This window comes from Kitasatospora sp. NPDC005751 (genome assembly GCF_040630835.1).
GTDB lineage: Bacteria > Actinomycetota > Actinomycetes > Streptomycetales > Streptomycetaceae > Kitasatospora.
Window position 1 is genome coordinate 109,638 of sequence record NZ_JBEXYC010000012.1, and the last position, 20,062, is coordinate 129,699.

Here is a 20,062-nt window from a genome sequence, read left to right on the forward strand (position 1 = left end):
CGCCGCCGGCGCCACCCCGCCGGCGGCCACCGCCCCGGTCGCCGCCCGTGCTCCGCCCGGCCCCGCTACAGCGGGCCGTCCCAGTCCAGCGTCGGCTCCAGCACGCCCTCCAGGGTGAGCAGCCAGCGCTTGACGTCGATCCCGACCCGGCCGCCGCCGAATCCGCCGATGCCGTCCGCCGCCACCACGCGGTGGCACGGCACCAGCAGCGCGACGGGATTGGCCGCCATCATCTGCCCGACCGTCCTGGCCGCCAGTCCCGGCTCCGCGACACCCTCGAACACCCCGCTGCGGGCCGCCAGTTCGCCGTAGGTGATGGTCCGCCCGAACGGCACCTCGTGCCAGAGCGTCCGCAGCACCGCGCGATGCGGTCCGGTGCTCAGGCTCCAGTCGATGGGCAGCCCCAACTCCCGCCGCCCGCCCGCCAGGTACTCGACTATCCGCCCGGTGACCGCGTCGATCTTGGACCGGTCGGTGCACGGCGGCCGCTCGCCCGGCTGCCCCAGGTAGCCCGCGGCCGCCACTCCCAGCGGCGTCACCGCGATGTGCATCGGACCGCTCGGCAGCGGCGTCTCCACCGTCATCCAGGACATCGCCGTGGGCTGTGACACGGACTGCGGCACGCTCGGGCCCCCACCCTCCTCCGCCGGGCCGGCCACCGGCCACGCCGGTACCCGCGGGGCGCGCGAGGACCACCCGCCCCGCTCGCCATCGTACGGCGGGTCCGCCCGGCGTGGCCGGACCGTCCCTAGAGCCGCCCCTTCAGCTCGGCGGCGATCCCGCGCGACCACCGGGACAGCTCGGTCCGGTCGGCCGCCCGGCCCTCGCACAGGGCGTCGAGCTGCGCTTCGTTGATCCGGTTCGGCCCCGGGATCTCCAGCAGGTACGCGAGCTCCTCCAGCACCGTGGCGAGGCGCTTGGCATCCGCGTGATCGAGGGCGACCGCCGCCTCGTGGTGGCTGATGGTGAGAGAACCGGGCATGGCCAACCTCCTCCGTTCGCCCCCGCCCCTCCACCGTACGACCGCTCCGGCGCCCGTGCCCGCCGCGCGACCGCAGGTGCCTCTCCCGGCCCGGCCGGCCACGCTCCGCGACGTACCCGCCACCTCGCGCGAGGGGCTCGGGAGCCCCTCCTCGCCCGCGACCGCCCCATGGGCGACACGGCCATTTCGCCGCAGACACGCTGACCAGGCGTCAGGAAACCCGGCCGGGGACGGCGGGGCCATGTGGAGGAGCTGGGCGCCGGACGGCCGGGGCGGCCGGACCTCCCACCCCACGACGACGAAGGGCCGGCCCGCCCGGGATCACCCCGGCCCGACCGGCCCTTCGAGCACCGAGCCCCCTGTCGGGTTCGAACCGACGACCCCCGCTTTACAAGAGCGGTGCTCTGGCCAGCTGAGCTAAGGAGGCATGGTGACCGTCCGCGACGAGGTCACGGCGGCACCGGGGGCAGTCTACCGGGCGGCCGTGGGGCGGTGGTGGCATATCCGGGGGATCGCGGGTGGGGCGGGCGTGATGGAACCGATGCCGAATTCCAGGGGTCCGGGGGCTGACAAGCGGCGTAGGCGCAGGTAGCGTCGCCCGGAGTTGACCCGCGCCGTGGTTCGGACCAGGAGCGGGCCCGCCACGACATCCACCTTTACTCGGATCGTCCGGCACGTTCCTGCCGGTGAAGGAGAGCACAGCCATGGCTTCTGTGACGTACGACAAGGCGACCCGTGTCTACCCCGGGTCCGACAAGCCCTCCGTGGACGCGCTGGACCTGGAGATCGCGGACGGTGAGTTCCTCGTCCTGGTCGGCCCCTCCGGCTGTGGCAAGTCCACCAGCCTCCGGATGCTGGCCGGCCTGGAGGACGTGAACGCCGGCGCGATCCGCATCGGCGACCGCGACGTCACGCACCTGCCGCCGAAGGACCGGGACATCGCCATGGTGTTCCAGAACTACGCGCTCTACCCGCACATGACCGTCGCGGAGAACATGGGCTTCGCGCTCAAGATCGCGGGCGTCAACAAGACCGAGATCCGCACCAAGGTCGAAGAGGCCGCGAAGATCCTCGACCTCACCGAGTACCTGGACCGCAAGCCGAAGGCGCTCTCCGGCGGTCAGCGCCAGCGTGTCGCGATGGGCCGCGCGATCGTCCGCGAGCCGCAGGTCTTCCTGATGGACGAGCCGCTGTCGAACCTCGACGCCAAGCTCCGCGTCTCCACCCGCACCCAGATCGCGGGCCTGCAGCGCCGCCTGGGCATCACCACCGTGTACGTCACCCACGACCAGACCGAGGCGCTCACCATGGGCGACCGCGTCGCGGTGCTCAAGGGCGGCGTGCTGCAGCAGGTCGACACCCCGCGCAACATGTACGACCGGCCCGCCAACCTCTTCGTGGCCGGCTTCATCGGCTCGCCCGCGATGAACCTGATCGACGTGCCGCTGGTGGACGGCGGGGTGAAGTTCGGCGGCTCGATCGTCAACATCTCCCGCGAGGACCTCTCCGGCGCCGGCACCGACAAGTCGGTGACCGTCGGCGTCCGCCCGGAGCACTTCGAGATCGTCCCGGCCGGCGGCATCGAGGGCGTCGCCGTGACCGTCAACGTGGTCGAGGAGCTCGGCTCGGACGGCTTCGTCTACGGCACCACCAAGCTCGGCGGCGAGGACAAGGACCTGGTCGTGCGCGTGCACGGCCGCCAGATCCCGCAGCGCGGCGAGACCATCCACGTCGTGCCGATCGCCAACGAGACCCACGTGTTCTCCACCAGCAGCGGTGCCCGCCTGAGCAACTGACGCTCGCGGCGGCGAACGACCCGGGCGGAGCCCCGCCGGACCGCGTGGTCCGGCGGGGCTCCGCCGTCGTTCGGCCGTCCGCACCACCCGCGTCAACACGGTGAAGGGACGAACCCGGACACCACGTCACTCGATGGTGTAACGGAGGGCGATCCGGGCCCCACCCAGCGCTACTCTCCTGAGCGTGAAGCAGCTAGTTCGCCGAATCGGCCAGACCATCGCCCTGACCCTGCCCGTGGTCCTGGTGACCACCGGCACCCTCGCCGTGACCAGGGTGCCGTGGGCTCCGCCGACCGGGCTGGACCAGCAGGTCGTGGCAGCCTCCAGCGAGGACGGCGCCGGCATCGGCCGGGTGCCCGCGGCCAAGGCCCCGGAGGGCCTGGCTCCGCAGGACGCCCTGCGCGTGGCCCTGCTGGAGGAGTTGCGCGCGCACAACCCGGGTAGCGCGCTGGACCTGCTGGAGCGCTCGATGCGCGAGCAGCCGGCCCTGACGCCGTACTGCACCTCGCTCGCCGGTGAGCTCGGCAAGGCGGCCGTGCGCAAGTACCAGGGGGACGTCCAGCGCGCCCGGTCCTTCGCCCGGCCGGTCTGTGACGGCTCGTTCGCCTCCGGGGTCGCCGCCTAGGGGTGCCACGCCCCGGCGGCCGCCCTATTGTGCAGGCATGACCGCTGACTCCGGCTCCGCCGCCGACCTCACGTCCGCCCGGGCACCACAGGCACCGCAGGCTCCGCAGACGGCTCAGGCACCACAGCCGTCGGCGGCCCCGCCCGGCACGACGGCCGTCACCCAGGCCGTCATCCTGGCCGGCGGCCAGGGCTCCCGGCTGCGGCCCTACACGGACGACCGGCCGAAGCCGCTGGTCGAGATCCCCGGCACGGGGACGCCGATCCTCGGACACCAGCTCTCCTGGCTCGCCTCCGAGGGCGTCACCGACGTGGTCATCTCGTGCGGTCACCTGGCCGGCGTGCTGGAGGAGTGGCTCGACCGGACCGACCTGCCGCTGAAGGTCCGCACCGTCGTCGAGGCCGAACCGCTGGGCCGCGGCGGCGGTCTGAAGTACGCCGCCAAGGCGCTGCCCCGGCCGGACGAGCCCTGGTACGCCACCAACGGCGACATCTGGACCCGCTTCAGCCTGCGCGACATGGCCGCCTTCCACCACGAGCGGGACGCCGTAGCGACGCTCGCCCTGGCCCGTCCGCGCATCCCGTGGGGCGCGGTGGAGACGGACCAGTTCGGCAACGTGCTGGACTTCATCGAGGCGCCGCCCTCGCCCTTCCTGATCAACGCCGGCCTGTACGTCTTCAGCCCGGAGTTCGCCGAGCTGCTGCCGGACGTCGGGGACCACGAGCGGACCACGTTCCCCCAACTCGCGCGCGGCAAGCGCCTGGCGGGGTACCAGCTACCGCAGGGCGTCTACTGGCGCGCCATCGACACCGCGAAGGACCTCACCGAGGCGGCCAAGGAACTCGCCGCCGGAGCCGGCCACACGCCCCGGTAACCCACCCCGGCGGCGGCCCCACGGCCCACGGCTCCGGGACCACGAACAGGTGGCCGGGTGCTCCCCCACGGAGCACCCGGCCACCTGTCGTCCCCGAGGGCCCGACGGCCCGTCAGGTCGCCGTCGGCGACCCCGGCCGGGAGTTCCGGGCCCCGCCGCCGGACAGCTCGGCCAGCGGCCCGCTGCCCAGCACGCCGCCGAGCAGCCCCGAGCCGGAGCTGCTGCTCGGGCTCGGCTTGGGTGCCGCCCCCGAACCGTTGCCCGGCGCCGGGGTGCTGCGCGACGCGGGCGCCGAGGCGGCCGGGGCCGCGGTCTGCGGCGCCGCCGGGGCCGAACTCGGACCGCTCTCCGGCTTGGTGGACCGCGCCTTGCCGCTCGGCGTGGGCGTCCCGGCCTTCGGCGAGGCCGCGCCCTGGGCCGGCGCCGAGGACGACGGCGCGGACGAGCCGGCCGCCGGCGAAGCCGGCCGCGCGGGCGCGGGCGAGGTGGACGGCCCCTGCCCACCGGGGGTGGCGGAGGGCCCGCCACTCGGCCAGACCGGCGTGCCGTAGTCCGTCGCCGGCCGGGACGGCCCGGGGTGCGGACGGCCGCCGGTGCGGACCGCCGCGCCCAGCATCGACCCGAGCAGCAGGGTCAGGCCGACCACGACCGAGGTGACCACCGCACCGCGCCGCAGCACCCGCCGGCGCAGTGCCGCCGGCGCGCCCGAGCCGTGGCGCCGCCACGCCTCCAGGTTGAGCCGCCCGTCCAACGAGGCGAACGGCGCTCCGGCGATCAGCAGCGGGCTCCAGGCCGCCAGGAAGATCAGGTCGGGCGTGTCGTAGACCGGCACGGCCCGCCAGCTGACGGTGAACAGCAGGGCGGCGGAGAGCAGCATCGCCGCTCCGGCCGCGAGCCGCTGCCAGAGGCCCAGGATGGTCAGCACGCCCACCACGATCTCGGTGAACGAGACCACCAGCCCCGAGCCCACCGGGTGCGCCATCGCGAACGACAGCAGCGGTTCGGCGACCTTCCAGGGGTGCAGCGAGGAGAGCCAGCGCATCATCGAGCCGCGCTCGCCGCCGTCGAAGTACACCGGGTCGCAGAGCTTGCTGAACCCGGCGTAGACCGAGAGCGAGCCCAGCACCGCGCGCAACGGCAGCAGCACCAGGCCGAGGTCCACCCGGCGGCCGGGGTACCACGGCGGCTTGCCCTCACCGGCGGTGGCGGAGACCTCGGGCAGCTCGCCGCTGGGCGTCCAGCCCTGGGGCGCGCCGACCGGGCCGACGCCCGCCTCGGTGGCGGTACCGGCGCCCTCGCGCGGCTGGCGCGGGACCGTCCGGGCACCCGCGTACGACGGGATCACCCGGGTGTCGTCGTCGGCCGTGGAGCCGCCCGGGGCGCGCCCGCCGACCCCGGCCGGCGCGGGCACGCCGGTCAGCCGGACGGCCTCCAGCAGCCGGGTGGCCGCCTGGTCCCCGGGGGGCGCCTGGCCGCTCCAGGTGACGGCGGTGACCCGGCCCTTGCGCCGCGGCGCGCCGGCACCGCCGGCCCCGGCGAGCGCCGGTACGGCCGAGGCGGGCACGACCACCTGCGGGGTGACCAGCGGACGGCGGATCAGGCCCTGGCCGGCGTACGGGTCGCCGAACGCGGCCCCGGTGGAGAGCGCTCCGGCCGGGGCGTCGATCAGCGGCGCCACCGGGGTGCCGAGCCGCAGCCGGAAGCTGGCCTGGGTGACGCTGAGGCGCGCGGGGTCGGACGGCACCTTGACGGTATTGAGGCCGGGGCCCGCGTCTATCCCGGTGCTGCCGTTGCCCAGGAGGGGGCGCCGAGGTGTTCTGGTGTCCACACCCGTCTAACCGGGTGACACCCGGTTAGGACACTCTCCCGAGTGGATGTCCGGCGCCCACTTGAAGTGATCATGAGAAAAGCGATCGGGCCCGGTCGGGCCCGGTCGCTTTCACCCGAATTGCGGGCGGACTGCGGAGAATCCGGAAGATCTCCTGCGCCGCCCGACCCCGCTGTGCTGCGGCGAAACGGCTCACCCGGGCACGGAAACGGCCCGGCCGGACCGCCGTACCGCCCGCCGGCCCGGTCGGGCCCGGCGCGGTACGACGGCCCGGCCGGGCCGCGCGTCGGGAGGTGTCAGCCGACCTTGCTGCGCAGGCGCGCGGCCTCGTACAGCACGATGCCCGCGGCGACGCCGGCGTTCAGCGACTCGGTGGCACCCGGCATCGGGATCCGCACGCGGATGTCACAGGTCTCCGAGACCAGCCGGGACAGGCCCTTGCCCTCACTGCCCGCGACGATCACGACCGGACCGGCCAGCGCCTCCAGGTCACCGATCTCGGCCTCGCCGTCGGCGGCCAGGCCGACCACCATCACGCCGGCCTTCTGGTAGGCCTCCAGCGTCCGGGTCAGGTTGGTGGCCCGGGCGACGGGCAGCCGCGCCGCGGCACCGGAGGAGGTCTTCCAGGCACCGGCGGTCATGCCCGCCGCCCGGCGCTCGGGGATGACCACGCCGTGCGCGCCGAAGGCGGCGGCGGAGCGGACCACGGCGCCGAGGTTGCGCGAGTCGGTGACCCCGTCGAGCGCCATGATCAGCGCGTCCTCGCCGTTGTCCGCGGCCTGCGCCAGCAGGTCCTCGGGGTGCGCGTACTCGTACGGCGGGACCTGCAGCACCAGGCCCTGGTGGTTCATGTTGCCGGTCATCTGGTCCAGCTGCGGGCGCGGGGCCTCCATCAGCGGGATGCCCCGGTCGTTCGCGGCCTGGAAGGCGTCGCGCACCCGGTCGTCGGTGTCGATGAACTGCAGGACGTAGAGCGCGGTGGCCGGCACCCCGCCCTGCAGGGCCTCGACCACCGAGTTGCGGCCGAAGACCAGCTCCGCCGCGCCGGCACCGCCACGGCCGCCCTTGCCGCCACCGCCGGCCCGGCGCATGCCGGCCCGGGCCTTGGCGTCCCGCTCGCGCTTGACCGCGGCGTTGGCCGCGCGCTGCTTCGGGTGCCCCTTGCGCTCCGCGCCGGGGGGCGTCGGGCCCTTGCCCTGGAGCGCCTTCCGGCTGTGGCCGCCGGTACCGACACTCGCGCCCTTCTTCGACCCGGGGTTGCGGCGGTTCCTGCGTGCACTGTTGCCGGCCATGGCTGTACTTCCTGTCTGTCCGGCATGCCCGGCCGCACCGTGAACCCGGTGCCGGCCGACGACATGCGCTACGTCATGCGGGAGGGCCGCACCGGTTCGGTACGGCCCACCCTCACCCCATCGCTCGAATGGAGTTACTGGTTGTTGATCGTCCAGCGCGGGCCGGACGGGGTGTCCTCGATCGCCAGCCCGGCCTCGCCGAGCTGGTCACGGATGGCATCCGCGGTGGCGAAGTCCTTGCGGGTCCGGGCCGCCTGCCGCTGCTCCAGGACCAGCCTGACCAGCGAGTCGACGACCCCGTGGAGGTCCTCACCGTGCTCGGCCCCGGTCCACTGCGGGTCCAGCGGGTCGAGGCCCAGTACTCCGAGCATCGCACGGACCTCGGCCAGACGCGCCACCGCGTTCTCCTTGTCGTCCGCGGTGAGGGCGCTGTTGCCCTGGCGGACGGCGGTGTGCACGATGGCCAGCGCCTGGGGAACGCCCAGGTCGTCGTCCATCGCCTCGGCGAAGGCCGGCGGCACCTCGGGCGCCGCGTCGACCGCGCCGCAGCGCTCGACCACGCGCTGGACGAAGCCCTCGATCCGGCCGAACCCGGCCTCGGCCTCGCGCAGCGACTCCTCGCTGTACTCGATCATCGAGCGGTAGTGCGGGGCCGCCAGGTAGTACCGGAGCACGATCGGACGCCAGCGCTCGACCATCTCGGAGACCAGCACCGAGTTGCCGAGCGACTTGCTCATCTTCTCGCCGCTCATGGTGACCCAGGCGTTGTGCACCCAGAAGTTCGCGAAGTCGTCGCCGTACGCCTTGGACTGGGCGATCTCGTTCTCGTGGTGCGGGAAGATCAGGTCGATCCCGCCGCCGTGGACGTCGAAGGCCCGGCCCAGGTACTTGTGCGCCATCGCGGAGCACTCCAGGTGCCAGCCGGGACGGCCGCTGCCCCACGGGGTCTCCCAGCTCGGCTCACCGGCCTTGGCGGACTTCCACATCGCGAAGTCGCGCGGGTCGCGCTTGCCGGTCTCGCCCTCGCCCTCGGGCTGGCGCAGGTTCTCCAGCTTCTGGTTGGAGAGTTCGAGGTAGCCGGGGAAGGACTTCACGTCGAAGTAGACGTTGCCGTCCGACGCGTAGGCGTGCCCCTTCGCGATGAGCGTCCGCATCATCTCGATCATCTCGGGGATGTGGCCGGTGGCCCGCGGCTCGACGGTCGGCGGGAGGCAGCCGAGCGCCGCGTAGCCGTCGTTGAAGGCCCGCTCGTTGGCGTAGGCGATCTGCCACCACGGCGTACCGAGCTGGCGCTCCTTGGCGATGACCTTGTCGTCGATGTCGGTGACGTTGCGCGCGAAGGTCACCTGGTAGCCGCGGTAGGCGAACCACCGCTGCATGATGTCGAAGTTGAGCCCGGACCGGATGTGCCCGATGTGTGGCGCCGACTGGACGGTAGCGCCGCACAGGTAGATCGAGACACAACCCGGTACAAGCGGGACGAAGTCGCGTACCTGGCGGGTGCTGGTGTCGTACAGGCGAATGCTCACAGCGTCAAGCGTAGTGGGCATGAGGGGGTGCCCCGCGACATTCTCGAATGTCAATACCGCGGCTACGCCGTTTCTTCTTCATGGCCTACCGGAGCCACCCGCTCCGCCTGGCTCTCTCAGAGGTTGCCGACCACCTTGCGCGGGCTGAGCCGGACCACCACCCGGACGTCCTCCGGGCCGTCGTAGCCGTAGGACTCCTCGCCGCGGTACTTGCGCGCCAGCTCGTCGATCAGCTCCTTGCCGCCCTCCCGGGTGAGGGTGGCCTCGCCGCGCAACTCCACGTAGGAGTAGGGGCTCTCCGGCGGGTTGACCACCAGCGAGATCCGCGGGTCCTTCAGCAGGTTGAGGTGCTTGCGGCGGCCCTCCACCGTGGAGAAGAGGACGTCGTCACCGTCCCGCTTGACCCAGACCACCGAGGACTGGGGGCTGCCGTCGGGCTGGATGGTGGAGACCACGGCGAAGCTCTTGCCGTCGATCAGGGCCTTGGCCCGGTCGGAGAGCTGTGCGGCCATCGGGGACCTCTTCTCGTCAAGCGGCGTCGGACGGCCCGCGGTGAGCGGGCGGGCCTCGCTCGGCCCGCTCCGAACGGTAGCGACTCGGGCACCGGCCAAGGCTCCTGAACACCCGTCACGGGCCGGGTATTCCCGGCCCGGACCACCCGGACGGCCTACCGGCCGCCGCCACCGCTCCTACCGCCCCCGGGCCGCCCCTGCCGCTGTCCGGCGCTCCTGGTGCGCCCCCGGGGGTCAGCGGCGCTCGTACACCAGCGCGGTGGCGATCGCCGCGAGCCCCTCGGCCCGGCCGGTGAGGCCGAGGCCGTCCGTCGTCGTCCCGGAGACCGAGACCGGCGCGCCGACCGCCGCCGAGAGCGCGGCCTGCGCCTCGGCGCGCCGCTTGCCGATCTTCGGCCGGACACCGATCACCTGGACGGAGACGTTGCCGATCTCGAAACCGGCCTCGCGCACCAGCCGGGCCGCCTCGCCGAGCAGCCGGACGCCGGACGCGCCCGACCACTCCGGCCGGTCGGTGCCGAAGTGCGCGCCCAGGTCCCCGATCCCGGCGGCCGAGAACAGCGCGTCGCAGGAGGCGTGCGCGGCCACGTCGGCGTCGGAGTGCCCGGCCAGGCCGTATTCGGCGCTCGGCCACTCCAGGCCGGCCACCCAGAGCGGGCGGCCGGCCTCGAAGGCGTGCACATCGGTGCCGATCCCCACCCGGGGGATCAGCGGCGGCCGCGAGTCCGCGGCGGGCGGCGCCGGGGCGTGGGCGGTCGGCGCCGCGTCCTCGGCGCGCGGGCCGGAGGCCGTGGGATCAGTAGGCATCGGCGGCCCTCCGGCGGGCGAGAACGGCCTCGGCGAGCACGAGGTCCAGTGGACGGGTCACCTTGAACGCCTCCTCGTGGCCGGGCACCACCACCACCCGGCCGCCGAAGCGCTCCACCAGGCCCGCGTCGTCGGTGACCGCCGGCAGAGCGTCGGCCCCCGCGGCGGCCTCCTCGGCGAGCGCCTTCTCGTGCACCTCGGCCAGCGTCTCCCGGCGGAAGCCCTGCGGAGTCTGCACGGCCCGCAGGGTGGAACGGTCGGGCGTGTCGAGCACCGGCTCGGGACCACCCGGCCGCGGCTCGACCCGCTTCACCGTGTCGGCGAGCGGCACGGCGGGCACCACCGCCTCCGCCCCGCCGCGGACGGCGGCCGCGACGGCGTCCACCACCTCGACCGGCACGAGCGGACGCGCCGCGTCGTGCACCAGGACGATCTCCACCTCGGCCGGGATCGCGGCGAGGCCCAGCCGGACCGACTCCTGGCGGGTCGCCCCGCCCGGCACGACCCGGATGTCCTTGCCGTCCAGGCCGTGGGTGTCGAGCAGTCCGACCACCTCGGCCACGCCGTCGGCCGGCGCCGCGACCACGACCAGCCCGACCGCCCGGCTGCGGGTCAGCGCCCTGACGGCGTGCACCAGGAGCGGCACCCCGCCCAGCTCCCGCAGGGCCTTCGGGGCTCCGGGCCCCAGTCGCTCACCGCGTCCCGCGGCGGGCACCACCGCTGCTGCAACTGCTCCTGTGGCGTTCAGGTTTCACTCCTTCGGCGAAGTGGGTATGGCCATGGCGTGCACGACGGGCGCGCGGGACCCCTTCCGAAAAGCTCCACGGTCTCCCGCCCACAGAACACGCAGAAACGGTCATGCGGGCCCGGGGCTGGCCGGCTCGGGTGCGGGGGCGTCGTCCGGACACGCCTCAGCGCCCGAAGTGCCACTGCACCACTCCAGGACGGTTCGTCCGGTGAGCGGCGCGCCGGCATCGGGCGCTGTGAACGTGTGGGCGGTGGGCGCGAGCCCGACTGCGCTACGAGGCGAGCACCTCGTCGAGCAGCGTCTCCGCCTTGTCTTCGTTGGTGTTCTCGGCCAGCGCGAGCTCGCTGACGAGGATCTGGCGCGCCTTGGCGAGCATGCGCTTCTCACCGGCGGACAGACCGCGCTCGCGCTCGCGACGCCAGAGATCGCGCACAACCTCGGCGACCTTGATAACGTCACCCGAAGCGAGCTTCTCCAGGTTTGCCTTGTAGCGACGGGACCAGTTGGTCGGCTCTTCGGTGTACGGTGCGCGAAGCACCTCGAAGACCCGGTCCAGACCCTCCTGGCCGACTACATCGCGCACGCCGACGAACTCCGCGTTCTCGGCGGGCACCCGGAGCGTCAGGTCTCCCTGCTGCACCTTGAGGACCAGGTAGGTCTTGTCCACACCTTTGATCTGGCGAATTTCGATGGCCTCGATCAGCGCGGCCCCGTGATGGGGGTAGACCACCGTGTCGCCAACCTTGAACGTCATGTGACAGGACCCCTTCCGTGGCTTTCCAGAATAACACGCTTTTCGGCGCACCCGAAGGGCGTTTTCGCAGGTCAGGGCCGGTCTCGGGGCTTGACAAGGACCCCCATGACGTGCTGCGGGCGGCCTTCGGCGCGGGCTTCCCGCAGGTCGGAGGCGGTTCCGGTACCTCCCGAAACCTGCGGCAACACTCCTGAAACCGTGATTGGATCTTGAGATTTCACCGTTTATCGGGCCGTTTCCCGATCGTGATCCGATCTTGGTCGACACTTGACCAGGACACGCCGGTGTGTTGCCACGAGTACGGCGCCGGGTCGCGGCCGAGGTCGGAGCCGTACCGCCGTCCGGGCCCGGGCCGTGCCGGTGCCGGGCGCGGGCCCCGCCGACGCCGCCCCGCCGGCCGTCTCCGGGCGTGGCGGGGTGCCGCCGTCCGGGCGCCGGGCGGACTCCCGGAGCGCGACACGGGGACCACCCCGTGAGGAGCGCATAAGCGAGGTCGATAATCTGAGGCCTGACCACCCGACATGTGACCTAGGAGAAGCCGCCGCCGTGAGCCGCAGCATTCGAGTCGGCAGCATCGCCGCCATCGCCGCCCTCGCCATCGCCTCGCTGTCGTCCTGCTCGGCCGGCAACAAGGCGGAGACTCTGGAGATCAAGCCCGACAACGCCTACGCGACGGTCGGCACCGACCTCCGGCTGAACAACATCGTTGTCGTCACCGGGGACGAGTCCTCCGGCGAGCACACCGGTCCGGCCAACGTGTCGGTGAACATCAGCAACACCGGGACGGAGCCCGTCGAGCTCCAGTCGATCGTCGTGGGCGACGGCGGGGCCGCCGCCTTCGCCGACGAGAAGGGCGCCCCGCTGGGTAGCATCGTCGTCCCCGCCGGCGGAGCCGTGCTGATCGGCGGCGAAGGCAACCCCTCCGCCAAGGTCGCCTCGGCCAGCGTCCACGTCGGTGGCTTCGTGCCCACCGCCTTCGCCTTCAAGAACCGCGAGAAGGTCGCGACCGAGGCCGCGGTCAGCCCGAACAAGGGTCTGTACAAGGGCTGGGGCCCGACCGCCTCCCCCGCCGCCGTGCCGTCCAAGGCCGCCGGCTCGCCCAGCGCCTCGGCCGGTGCCGCCACCCCCTCGGGCACCGCCACCCCCTCCGGTACCGCGGCCGGCACCGGTGCGACCACTCCGGCCGGCACCGCCTCGCCGACCGCCGGCTCCCACTGACCCACCGCCTCCGGCGTCCGGTCCCGCGAACGCGGGGTCCGGGCACCGCGGAGGCGGACACGCAGAGGGCCGGCCGGGCTCGGTCGCGCACGCGAAGGACCCCTCCGGGCGGCTGCCCGGAGGGGTCCTTCGTGGGTCCGCCCGGTCCGCGCCGGCGGAGCGGGCCGCTCTACTGAGCCGCTCACCCGCCCCCGGCACGGGGCTCCGGGTCGTCCGGTCTACGGCTCGAACTTGTAGCCCAGGCCACGGACCGTGACCAGGTAGCGCGGCGCGCCCGGGTCCGGCTCGATCTTCGCCCGCAGTCGCTTCACGTGGACGTCGAGCGTCTTGGTGTCACCGACGTAGTCGGCGCCCCAGACCCGGTCGATCAGCTGCATCCGGGTGAGCACCCGGCCCGCGTTGCGCAGCAGCATCTCCAGCAGGTCGAACTCCTTGAGCGGGAGGTCGACCTTGGCGCCGTCGACGGTCACCACGTGGCGGTCGACGTCCATCCGGACCGGGCCCGCCTCCAGCGCGCCCGGGCCGCCACCGTCGCCGGGGCCCTCGGCCTCGCCGCGCCGGCGCAGCACCGCACGGATCCGGGCCACCAGCTCACGGGTGGAGTAGGGCTTGGTCACGTAGTCGTCCGCACCTATCTCCAGGCCGACGACCTTGTCGATCTCGCTGTCCTTGGCGGTGACCATGATCACCGGGACGTTCGAGCGCACCCGGAGCTGGCGGCAGACCTCGGTGCCGGGCAGGCCCGGCAGCATCAGGTCGAGCAGGACGAGATCGGCGCCGTTCCGTTCGAACTGCTCCAGGGCGTCGGGGCCGGTGGCGGCGATGGCCACCTCGAAGCCCTCCTTGCGGAGCATGTACGAGAGAGCGTCGCTGAACGACTCCTCGTCCTCGACCACCAGTACTCGGGTCACGATCAGGCCTCCGGGGCAAGCTGGGGGGTTGTGTCTGACAGGGGTTGCGCGGACTCCCCGGCGGGGAGCGTGTGGTCCTCGGGGGCCTGCCCGGCGGGCAGGCGCACGGTGAAGGTGGAGCCCTGGCCCTCGACGCTCCACACCGAGACGGTGCCGCCGTGCGAGGCGGCCACGTGCTTGACGATGGAGAGGCCGAGGCCGGTGCCGCCGGTCGCCCGGGACCGGGCCGGGTCGACCCGGTAGAACCGTTCGAACACCCGCTCGCGGTCCTTCTCCGAGATGCCGATGCCCTGGTCGGTCACCGAGATCTCGATCAGCTCGCCGTCGGCCTCGCCGAGGGCGGCGGCGCTGGAGATCCGGCGGGTGGCGATCGCGACCCTGGTCCTCGGCGGGCTGTAGTTCACGGCGTTCTCGACCAGGTTGCCGAGCGCCGCGGCCAGCTGGCCGCGGTGGCCGTGCAGGTAGAGGCCGGCGATGCCGCCGGCCGCGATCAGGATCTGCTTGGCGGCGGCCTGCTGGCGGCAGCGGTCGATCGCCTCCGCGATCAGCTCGTCCACCGCGACCGGCTCCGGGTCGACCATCAGCCGGTCGTCCTGGACCCGGGAGAGGTCGATGATCTCCTGGACCAGGCTGGCCAGCCTGGTCGCCTCGATCTGCATCCGGCCGGCGAAGCGCTGCACCGCCTCCGGGTCGTCGGACGCGTCGGCGACCGCCTCGGAGAGCAGCGAGAGCGCGCCGACCGGCGTCTTGAGTTCGTGGCTGACGTTGGCGACGAAGTCGCGGCGGACCGCCTCGACCCGGCGGCGGTCGGTCTGGTCCTCGACCAGGACCAGGACCAGCCGGGAGCCCAGCGGGGCGACCCGGACCGACACCGCGAGCGGCTCGGCGGCCCGCGCCGCGCCGGGGCGGGGCACCTCCAGCTCGACCTGGCGGATCTCACCGTCCCGGCGGGTGGCCCGGGCCAGCGAGAGCATCTGGTCGATGGCGACCGCGCCGCCGCGCACCAGTCCCATCGCGTACGCCGCGGAGCTGGCCTTGACCACCTCGTCGCCCTCGCCGAGCACGATCGCGCAGGAGCGCAGCACGGAGAGGACGGTGTCGACCCCCGGGGGAAGGGGAGGTTCATGGGTGGGGTTGTTGAGCCCCTGCTGTCGGGTTCTGCCGTTGGTGCCGCCGTATCTGCCCTTGGCCTGTTCGCGCTCGCTCCAACGGAAGGCGATGGAGGCCGTGAGGCCGACGCCGAGCCCGGCTATGGCGCAGGCAGCGGCGGCGGCCACGTTCACGTCCATACCGCCAGCCTAAGCGCATGACGTGGCCACTCCTCCAGGGTCGGATCAAGGGATCGGCCGCCCGTTGCCGAGAATTCACCTCCACGTAGCTGCCGATTCACCGCACGGGTCGTGCGCGGTCGCCCGGGCGGCCCAGAGTTGGTCACGCAGCCCGTGTGGGAAGGGCCGGTGGATCGAACGCCTGTCCGTCGTCCCCGGTGCGCGCGTACGATGCGCGCCACCAGCAGCGGTCATTCGTACGCCCTACCGACGGTCGTACGGGATGACCGGTCGGCACCGCCACCGACACAGCTACTGAGGAGAGAGCATGCGCGACGCGTACCACGAGGAACTCGACTCGATCGGCGACAGCCTGATCGAGATGGCCCGGCTGGTCGGCTCGGCCCTGGGCCGGGCCACCACCGCGCTCCTCGACGCGGACCTGGCGCTGGCGGAGAGTGTGATCGCCGCCGACGAGAGGATCAACAACCTGCACCACGAGCTGGAGAACCGGGCGATCGACCTGCTCGCCCGCCAGCAGCCGGTCGCCACCGACCTGCGCATCGTCGTCACCTCGCTGCGGATGAGCGCCGACCTGGAGCGCTGCGGCGACCTGGCCCGGCACGTGGCCAAGGTCGCGCGGCTGCGCTACCCCGAGTCGGCGGTGCCGCGCGACCTGCACGCGACCGTCCTGGAGATGGGCCAGCTCGCCCAGCGGCTGGTGGCCAAGGCCGGCCTGGTGATCGCCACCAAGGACGTCGACAAGGCGCTGGAGCTGGAGCAGGACGACGACGCGATCGACGCGCTGCACCGCGACCTGTTCGCGCACCTGATCGACGACCGCTGGCAGCACGGGATCGAGACCGCGGTCGACGTCACGCTGGTCGGCCGCTACTACGAGCGCTTCGCGGACCACGCGGTCTCGGTGGCCAAGCGCGTGGTGTACCTGGTGACCGGCGAGCACGTGGGCGAGTTCATCGCCTCCTCGGAGGCCGCCGGGGAGTGACCCCGGTACGGCACGGCGCCCCCGGAGGCAGGTCGGTCCCCGCCGCCGGGGGCGGCGCCGTGTCCGCTCCGGGCACCGTGGTCTCCGCTCCGGGCGGTGGGCCGGCCCTGTCCCGGACGGGTGGGTCGCCGCTGGTCGGCGTGGGTGGACCGGCTCCGCCGGTGGCGGGCCGGGGCTTCGACGGGCCGGCGGCGCTCACTCCGCGGGGTGAGTAAACCTCGAACAGGGGTGGTGAGGGCGCACGGCTTCTCGGATCGCCCACCACCGCGCGCCCGTTGACGCCCCGTCCGATCGGCGGTTTCACTCGATTCCGTAGGCACCGAAGTGTGCCCGTCACAAGGAGGGTTCCAGCGCGATGAAGGCAAACCCGACCCGACCGGCACCGGCCCACGAGATCGTCGAGCCGCCCGCCCCGAAGCTGCTGCCCGTCCTCGCGGCCGGCTGCGGCTGTGGTCCGGGCTGCGGCTGCGGCTGCCAGTCCGGCGCCCCCTGCCAGTGCGGCGGGGTCAGCGGCGGCTGCTGCGGCCACTGAGAACCGCCGCACCCGGCGAAGCCCCGTGGTGCACGGCCGCCGTGGGAGACGGTCGTGCACCCCGGCCACCGGGTCGGAGTCCTCCGGCCGCCCGACCGCTCGCTCGCGGCGTGCGGCGCGTGGCGTCCAGCGTGCCGCGCGCTGATCAGAACAGGACGTCGGTGCAGGAGTAGAAGGCGTTGCCGGTGTCGGCGATCTCCCAGACCGCCACGACCACCTGGTGCCCGGTCCGGCCGCTCGGGATCGTCGCGGTGTGGCTGAGCGTGCTCGGCACCTGGGTGCCGTTGTACGGCACGGTCAGGAACGGCGTCAGCTCCAGACCGGCCCGGGTGACCTTCTGGCCCGCGTTGTAGCCGGCCTTGGTCAGGTAGTACTTGAAGTTCGCGGTCGCGTGCCGGGCGGTGAACTTCCAGGTGAAGGTCAGCCGCTGCCCCGCCGCCACCTTGGTGGTCGGCCAGGCACCGCCGCGCGGGTCGTCCAGCTCGGCGAACCGGCTGTTGCCGCCGGCGCAGATGGTGCCGTCGGCCGGCCCGGCGCCAGGGAAGCCCTTCGACCCCTCGACGCTCTGCGGCTCCCAGCGGATCGCACCGCAGTCGGTGACCGTACCCGCCCCGCAGAGCGCGGCCCGGCTGGGCGGGGTGGAGATGTAGCCGTGCGACTGCGCCGGCAGGGCGAGGGTGAGCGGAACCGCGAGCGCGGCGACGGCCGCTCCCACGAGATGACGTGTGCGCATGGTGCTCCTCCGTGGGGGTGGATGGAGAGTGCGCCGGGCACAGACGCGCGCGCCTGGGGGTGCGGCGGCCATGGAAGATCCGTTGGCATGCCTGTGCCAGGACAGTGCTCACACGGTAGGAGCCCCCACGACGACCGTCAATGGTCTGAACCACTTTCGGCACACACCCAACCCCGTTGCCGCGCAGGAGGATTGGCCGTGCAGCAGAAACGGCGACGACCCCGCCTCCCGGAGCGGGAAGCGGGGCCGTTTCGGCAAGTGGATTACTTCTTGCCCTGGTTCTTGACGGCCTCGATGGCGGCCGCGGCGGCGTCCGCGTCGAGGTAGCGGCCGCCCTTGGCGACCGGCTTGAAGTCGGCGTCCAGCTCGTAGACCAGGGGGATGCCGGTCGGGATGTTGAGGCCGGCGATGTCCTCGTCGGAGATGCCGTCGAGGTGCTTCACCAGCGCGCGCAGGCTGTTGCCGTGGGCGGTGACCAGGACGGTCTTGCCGGCGGCGAGGTCCGGGACGATGGCGTCGTACCAGTACGGGAGCATCCGGTCGACGACGTCCTTGAGGCACTCCGTGTTCGGGCGCAGCTCGCTCGGGATGTCGGCGTAGCGGGCGTCACCGGCCTGCGAGTACTCGGCGTCGTCGGCCAGCGCCGGCGGCGGGGTGTCGTACGAGCGGCGCCACAGCTGGAACTGCTCCTCGCCGAACTCGGCCAGGGTCTGGGCCTTGTCCTTCCCCTGGAGGGCGCCGTAGTGGCGCTCGTTCAGACGCCAGCTGCGGCTGACCGGGATCCAGTGGCGGTCGGCCTTGTCCAGGGCGATCTGCGAGGTGCGGATCGCGCGGCGCAGCAGCGAGGTGTGCAGCACGTCGGGGAGCAGGCCCTCGGCGGCGAGGAGCTCGCCGCCACGCGCGGCCTCCTTCTCGCCCTTCTCGTTGAGGTCGACGTCGACCCAACCGGTGAACAGGTTCTTCTGGTTCCACTGGCTCTCGCCGTGGCGGAGGAGGATGAGTCGGTACGTCGTGTCAGCCATGGCCCCCAGCTTAATGGAGGCGTTTAAACGGCTGGTCGGGACCCGTTCCCCTGTGTAATGTGTGCTTCGCGCTAGTGACACTTACCTCGCCGCAGCGCGGACATGCCGGTCCGCTCAGCGGAACGCCTGCCGCCCGGGAGCCCTCAGATGCCCGCTTCGCCCCTTCCTGTCCGAATTCGAAGAGTCGCGAGCGAAACGGTGGGCGGACTGCCCCGGCAGTTCTGGTGGCTCTGGACGTCGACCCTGATCAACAAGCTCGGCGCGTTCGTCGTCACGTTCCTGGCGCTCTACCTGACGACCGACCGAGGGTACTCGGCCGCGTACGCGGGTCTGGTCGCCTCGCTGTTCGGCCTGGGCTCGGCCATCGCCGCGATCGTCGCCGGCGTGCTGACCGACCGGATCGGCCGGCGTCCGACGCTGGTCGCCGCACAGCTCGGCACCGCGCTGTTCACGGCGGTGCTGGGCTTCACCGACGGCCAGGTGGCGATCGCCGCGGTCGCCTTCCTGGTCGGCTTCTGCAACAACGCGACCCGCCCGGCCACCTCGGCGATCATCGCCGACATCGTGCCGGCGGCGGACCGGGTCCGGGCCTACTCGCTGAACTACTGGGCGATCAACATCGGCTTCGGCCTCTCCGCGGCTGCCGCCGGCCTGATCGCCACGCACGGCTACCTCACGCTCTTCCTGCTGGACGCACTCTCCACGCTGGTCTGCGCGGTGGTGATCTTCGTCCGGATCCCCGAGACCAGGCCGGACACCCCGGCCGCCCGGGTCGACCAGCCCGCGGTCGGCCTCGGCACGGTCTTCCGGGACAGCCGGTTCATGGCGGTCGTGGGACTCAACCTGCTGCTCGCGCTGGTCGCCCAGCAGGGCAGTACCACGCTCGCCGTGGACATGGGCCGCAACGGCATCACCTCGACCCAGTACGGCCTGGTCATCGGCCTCAACGGCTTGCTGATCGTGGTGCTGCAGATCCCGCTCACCCGGTGGATGGAGGGGCGCAACCGGACGGCGCTCCTGGTCGCCAGCGCGCTGTTCATCGGCTGGGGCTTCGGGCTGACCATGCTCGCCGGGTCCTCCGCGTGGTTCTACGCGTTCACGGTGGCGGTCTGGACGATCGGCGAGATCCTGAACGCGCCGACCATGATGGGCCTGGTCGCCGAGCTGTCACCGACCCACGCCCGGGGCCGCTACCAGGGCGTCTACTCACTGTCCTGGTCGCTCGCCTCGTTCCTCGGCCCGGCGGTCGGCGGAGTGCTGCTGGAGCGGGCCGGGAGCACGGCGGTGTGGGGCGCCTGTGCGGCCTGCGGCACCGTCGCGGCGGCGGGGTACGTCCTGCTCGGGCGGCGCCCGGGCGCCGCCACGGCCGCCGCTCCGGCGAAGCGGACGCCGGTGGTCGAGGCGTCGGTGGTCGAGGTGTCGGTGGTCGAGGTGTCGGTGGTCGAGGTGTCGGCGGTCGAGGCGTCGGCGGTCGAGGCGTCGGCGGTCGAGGTGCCTTTGGTCGACCTGTCGGGGGTGGAGCCGTCGGCCGACGTGGCGTCGACGAAGGTGCCGACCGCGAAGGCGGCGACGGCGAAGGCCCCGGTCGGCCGCTGAGGCGGAGCGTCCCGGAGCCCCGCCGGTCC

The 20,062-nt window shown here is 73.0% G+C and carries 20 protein-coding genes and 1 tRNA gene; 7 read left to right on the plus strand and 14 right to left on the minus strand.

Going from position 1 to position 20,062, the window contains the following annotated elements:
* Positions 1 to 65: 65 nt before the first annotated feature.
* The 3 genes from ABZ497_RS14785 to ABZ497_RS14795 all read right to left on the minus strand — a co-directional run bounded on the left by ABZ497_RS14785 (position 66) and on the right by ABZ497_RS14795 (position 1,409).
* Entirely contained in the window at positions 66 to 611 is a 546-nt protein-coding gene (locus tag ABZ497_RS14785; RefSeq protein ID WP_359805190.1) for a methylated-DNA--[protein]-cysteine S-methyltransferase, read from the minus strand.
* A 137-nt stretch (positions 612 to 748) separates the two neighbouring features.
* Positions 749 to 982: a hypothetical protein gene (locus ABZ497_RS14790; RefSeq protein WP_329488375.1), complete on the minus strand. Its 234-nt coding sequence runs from the start codon at positions 980 to 982 to the stop codon at positions 749 to 751.
* Positions 983 to 1,335: 353 nt separating this feature from the next.
* Positions 1,336 to 1,409, minus strand: a tRNA-Thr gene (locus ABZ497_RS14795).
* 277 nt (positions 1,410 to 1,686) lie between these two features.
* Here ABZ497_RS14795 and ugpC point away from each other — a divergent pair.
* From ugpC to ABZ497_RS14810, 3 genes are all read left to right on the plus strand, one after another.
* Positions 1,687 to 2,778, plus strand: coding sequence for a sn-glycerol-3-phosphate ABC transporter ATP-binding protein UgpC (ugpC, locus tag ABZ497_RS14800; protein ID WP_329488376.1), 1,092 nt, complete (start codon positions 1,687 to 1,689; stop codon positions 2,776 to 2,778).
* 184 nt (positions 2,779 to 2,962) lie between these two features.
* Positions 2,963 to 3,403 (plus strand): hypothetical protein, encoded by a 441-nt coding sequence (locus tag ABZ497_RS14805; protein WP_329488377.1) that lies wholly within the window; start codon positions 2,963 to 2,965, stop codon positions 3,401 to 3,403.
* Between the two features lie 37 nt (positions 3,404 to 3,440).
* Complete coding sequence (locus ABZ497_RS14810) at positions 3,441 to 4,277, plus strand: nucleotidyltransferase family protein (RefSeq protein ID WP_359805192.1); 837 nt, start codon at positions 3,441 to 3,443, stop codon at positions 4,275 to 4,277.
* Positions 4,278 to 4,389: 112 nt separating this feature from the next.
* On the opposite strand, the gene ABZ497_RS14815 is transcribed toward ABZ497_RS14810, so the two are convergent.
* The 7 genes from ABZ497_RS14815 to ABZ497_RS14845 all read right to left on the minus strand — a co-directional run bounded on the left by ABZ497_RS14815 (position 4,390) and on the right by ABZ497_RS14845 (position 11,747).
* Positions 4,390 to 6,021, minus strand: coding sequence for a DoxX family membrane protein (locus ABZ497_RS14815; protein ID WP_359805194.1), 1,632 nt, complete (start codon positions 6,019 to 6,021; stop codon positions 4,390 to 4,392).
* A gap of 380 nt (positions 6,022 to 6,401) precedes the next feature.
* Positions 6,402 to 7,397, minus strand: a complete 996-nt coding sequence (gene rlmB, locus ABZ497_RS14820; RefSeq protein ID WP_352286100.1) for a 23S rRNA (guanosine(2251)-2'-O)-methyltransferase RlmB — start codon at positions 7,395 to 7,397, stop codon at positions 6,402 to 6,404.
* 134 nt (positions 7,398 to 7,531) lie between these two features.
* Positions 7,532 to 8,926 carry a cysteine--tRNA ligase gene (cysS, locus tag ABZ497_RS14825; RefSeq protein ID WP_359805196.1) on the minus strand — a complete coding sequence of 465 codons (1,395 nt, stop codon included), beginning with the start codon at positions 8,924 to 8,926 and terminating at the stop codon, positions 7,532 to 7,534.
* Between the two features lie 116 nt (positions 8,927 to 9,042).
* Positions 9,043 to 9,438, minus strand: a complete 396-nt coding sequence (locus ABZ497_RS14830) for a PPOX class F420-dependent oxidoreductase (RefSeq protein WP_329488383.1) — start codon at positions 9,436 to 9,438, stop codon at positions 9,043 to 9,045.
* 234 nt (positions 9,439 to 9,672) lie between these two features.
* Positions 9,673 to 10,245: a 2-C-methyl-D-erythritol 2,4-cyclodiphosphate synthase gene (ispF, locus tag ABZ497_RS14835; protein ID WP_359805198.1), complete on the minus strand. Its 573-nt coding sequence runs from the start codon at positions 10,243 to 10,245 to the stop codon at positions 9,673 to 9,675.
* Positions 10,235 to 10,993 (minus strand): 2-C-methyl-D-erythritol 4-phosphate cytidylyltransferase, encoded by a 759-nt coding sequence (ispD, locus tag ABZ497_RS14840; protein ID WP_329492152.1) that lies wholly within the window; start codon positions 10,991 to 10,993, stop codon positions 10,235 to 10,237. The genes ispF and ispD overlap by 11 nt, the downstream gene beginning before the upstream one ends.
* 271 nt (positions 10,994 to 11,264) lie before the next feature.
* Positions 11,265 to 11,747: a CarD family transcriptional regulator gene (locus ABZ497_RS14845; RefSeq protein WP_030244332.1), complete on the minus strand. Its 483-nt coding sequence runs from the start codon at positions 11,745 to 11,747 to the stop codon at positions 11,265 to 11,267.
* Between the two features lie 546 nt (positions 11,748 to 12,293).
* On the opposite strand from ABZ497_RS14845, the gene ABZ497_RS14850 reads away from it, so the two are divergent.
* Positions 12,294 to 12,965: a DUF461 domain-containing protein gene (locus ABZ497_RS14850; protein WP_359805199.1), complete on the plus strand. Its 672-nt coding sequence runs from the start codon at positions 12,294 to 12,296 to the stop codon at positions 12,963 to 12,965.
* 218 nt (positions 12,966 to 13,183) lie between these two features.
* On the opposite strand, the gene ABZ497_RS14855 is transcribed toward ABZ497_RS14850, so the two are convergent.
* Together ABZ497_RS14855 and ABZ497_RS14860 are read right to left on the minus strand one after the other, a co-directional pair.
* Positions 13,184 to 13,876 (minus strand): response regulator transcription factor, encoded by a 693-nt coding sequence (locus ABZ497_RS14855; protein WP_238863613.1) that lies wholly within the window; start codon positions 13,874 to 13,876, stop codon positions 13,184 to 13,186.
* Between the two features lie 2 nt (positions 13,877 to 13,878).
* The gene (locus ABZ497_RS14860) at positions 13,879 to 15,165 is read right to left on the minus strand and encodes an ATP-binding protein (protein WP_329488388.1); all 1,287 of its coding nucleotides are present in this window, start codon (positions 15,163 to 15,165) and stop codon (positions 13,879 to 13,881) included.
* Between the two features lie 307 nt (positions 15,166 to 15,472).
* Here ABZ497_RS14860 and phoU point away from each other — a divergent pair, with 307 nt between their 5' ends.
* Positions 15,473 to 16,150: a phosphate signaling complex protein PhoU gene (gene phoU / locus ABZ497_RS14865; protein WP_359805202.1), complete on the plus strand. Its 678-nt coding sequence runs from the start codon at positions 15,473 to 15,475 to the stop codon at positions 16,148 to 16,150.
* A 355-nt stretch (positions 16,151 to 16,505) separates the two neighbouring features.
* Positions 16,506 to 16,682, plus strand: coding sequence for a hypothetical protein (locus ABZ497_RS14870; RefSeq protein WP_329488390.1), 177 nt, complete (start codon positions 16,506 to 16,508; stop codon positions 16,680 to 16,682).
* A gap of 145 nt (positions 16,683 to 16,827) precedes the next feature.
* Here ABZ497_RS14870 and ABZ497_RS14875 read toward each other — a convergent pair whose 3' ends face one another.
* Positions 16,828 to 17,415 carry a lytic polysaccharide monooxygenase gene (locus tag ABZ497_RS14875; RefSeq protein WP_359805204.1) on the minus strand — a complete coding sequence of 196 codons (588 nt, stop codon included), beginning with the start codon at positions 17,413 to 17,415 and terminating at the stop codon, positions 16,828 to 16,830.
* Positions 17,416 to 17,678: 263 nt separating this feature from the next.
* On the minus strand, positions 17,679 to 18,437 hold the full coding sequence (locus ABZ497_RS14880; RefSeq protein WP_329488392.1) for a phosphoglyceromutase: 759 nt from the start codon (positions 18,435 to 18,437) through the stop codon (positions 17,679 to 17,681).
* Positions 18,438 to 18,584: 147 nt separating this feature from the next.
* Here ABZ497_RS14880 and ABZ497_RS14885 point away from each other — a divergent pair, with 147 nt between their 5' ends.
* Positions 18,585 to 20,033, plus strand: a complete 1,449-nt coding sequence (locus ABZ497_RS14885; RefSeq protein WP_359805206.1) for an MFS transporter — start codon at positions 18,585 to 18,587, stop codon at positions 20,031 to 20,033.
* The last annotated feature ends 29 nt before the right edge of the window (positions 20,034 to 20,062 follow it).

Bases quoted from the DNA above. Each gene is read 5' to 3' on its own strand.
- ABZ497_RS14790 (WP_329488375.1), bottom strand. From the start codon at position 982: ATGCCCGGTTCTCTCACCATCAGCCACCACGAGGCGGCGGTCGCCCTC.
- ugpC (WP_329488376.1), top strand. From the start codon at position 1,687: ATGGCTTCTGTGACGTACGACAAGGCGACCCGTGTCTACCCCGGGTCC.
- ABZ497_RS14810 (WP_359805192.1), top strand. From the start codon at position 3,441: ATGACCGCTGACTCCGGCTCCGCCGCCGACCTCACGTCCGCCCGGGCA.
- rlmB (WP_352286100.1), bottom strand. From the start codon at position 7,397: ATGGCCGGCAACAGTGCACGCAGGAACCGCCGCAACCCCGGGTCGAAG.
- ABZ497_RS14830 (WP_329488383.1), bottom strand. From the start codon at position 9,438: ATGGCCGCACAGCTCTCCGACCGGGCCAAGGCCCTGATCGACGGCAAG.
- ispF (WP_359805198.1), bottom strand. From the start codon at position 10,245: ATGCCTACTGATCCCACGGCCTCCGGCCCGCGCGCCGAGGACGCGGCG.
- ABZ497_RS14845 (WP_030244332.1), bottom strand. From the start codon at position 11,747: ATGACGTTCAAGGTTGGCGACACGGTGGTCTACCCCCATCACGGGGCC.
- ABZ497_RS14860 (WP_329488388.1), bottom strand. From the start codon at position 15,165: ATGGACGTGAACGTGGCCGCCGCCGCTGCCTGCGCCATAGCCGGGCTC.
- phoU (WP_359805202.1), top strand. From the start codon at position 15,473: ATGCGCGACGCGTACCACGAGGAACTCGACTCGATCGGCGACAGCCTG.
- ABZ497_RS14870 (WP_329488390.1), top strand. From the start codon at position 16,506: ATGAAGGCAAACCCGACCCGACCGGCACCGGCCCACGAGATCGTCGAG.
- ABZ497_RS14875 (WP_359805204.1), bottom strand. From the start codon at position 17,415: ATGCGCACACGTCATCTCGTGGGAGCGGCCGTCGCCGCGCTCGCGGTT.
- ABZ497_RS14880 (WP_329488392.1), bottom strand. From the start codon at position 18,437: ATGGCTGACACGACGTACCGACTCATCCTCCTCCGCCACGGCGAGAGC.
- ABZ497_RS14885 (WP_359805206.1), top strand. From the start codon at position 18,585: ATGCCCGCTTCGCCCCTTCCTGTCCGAATTCGAAGAGTCGCGAGCGAA.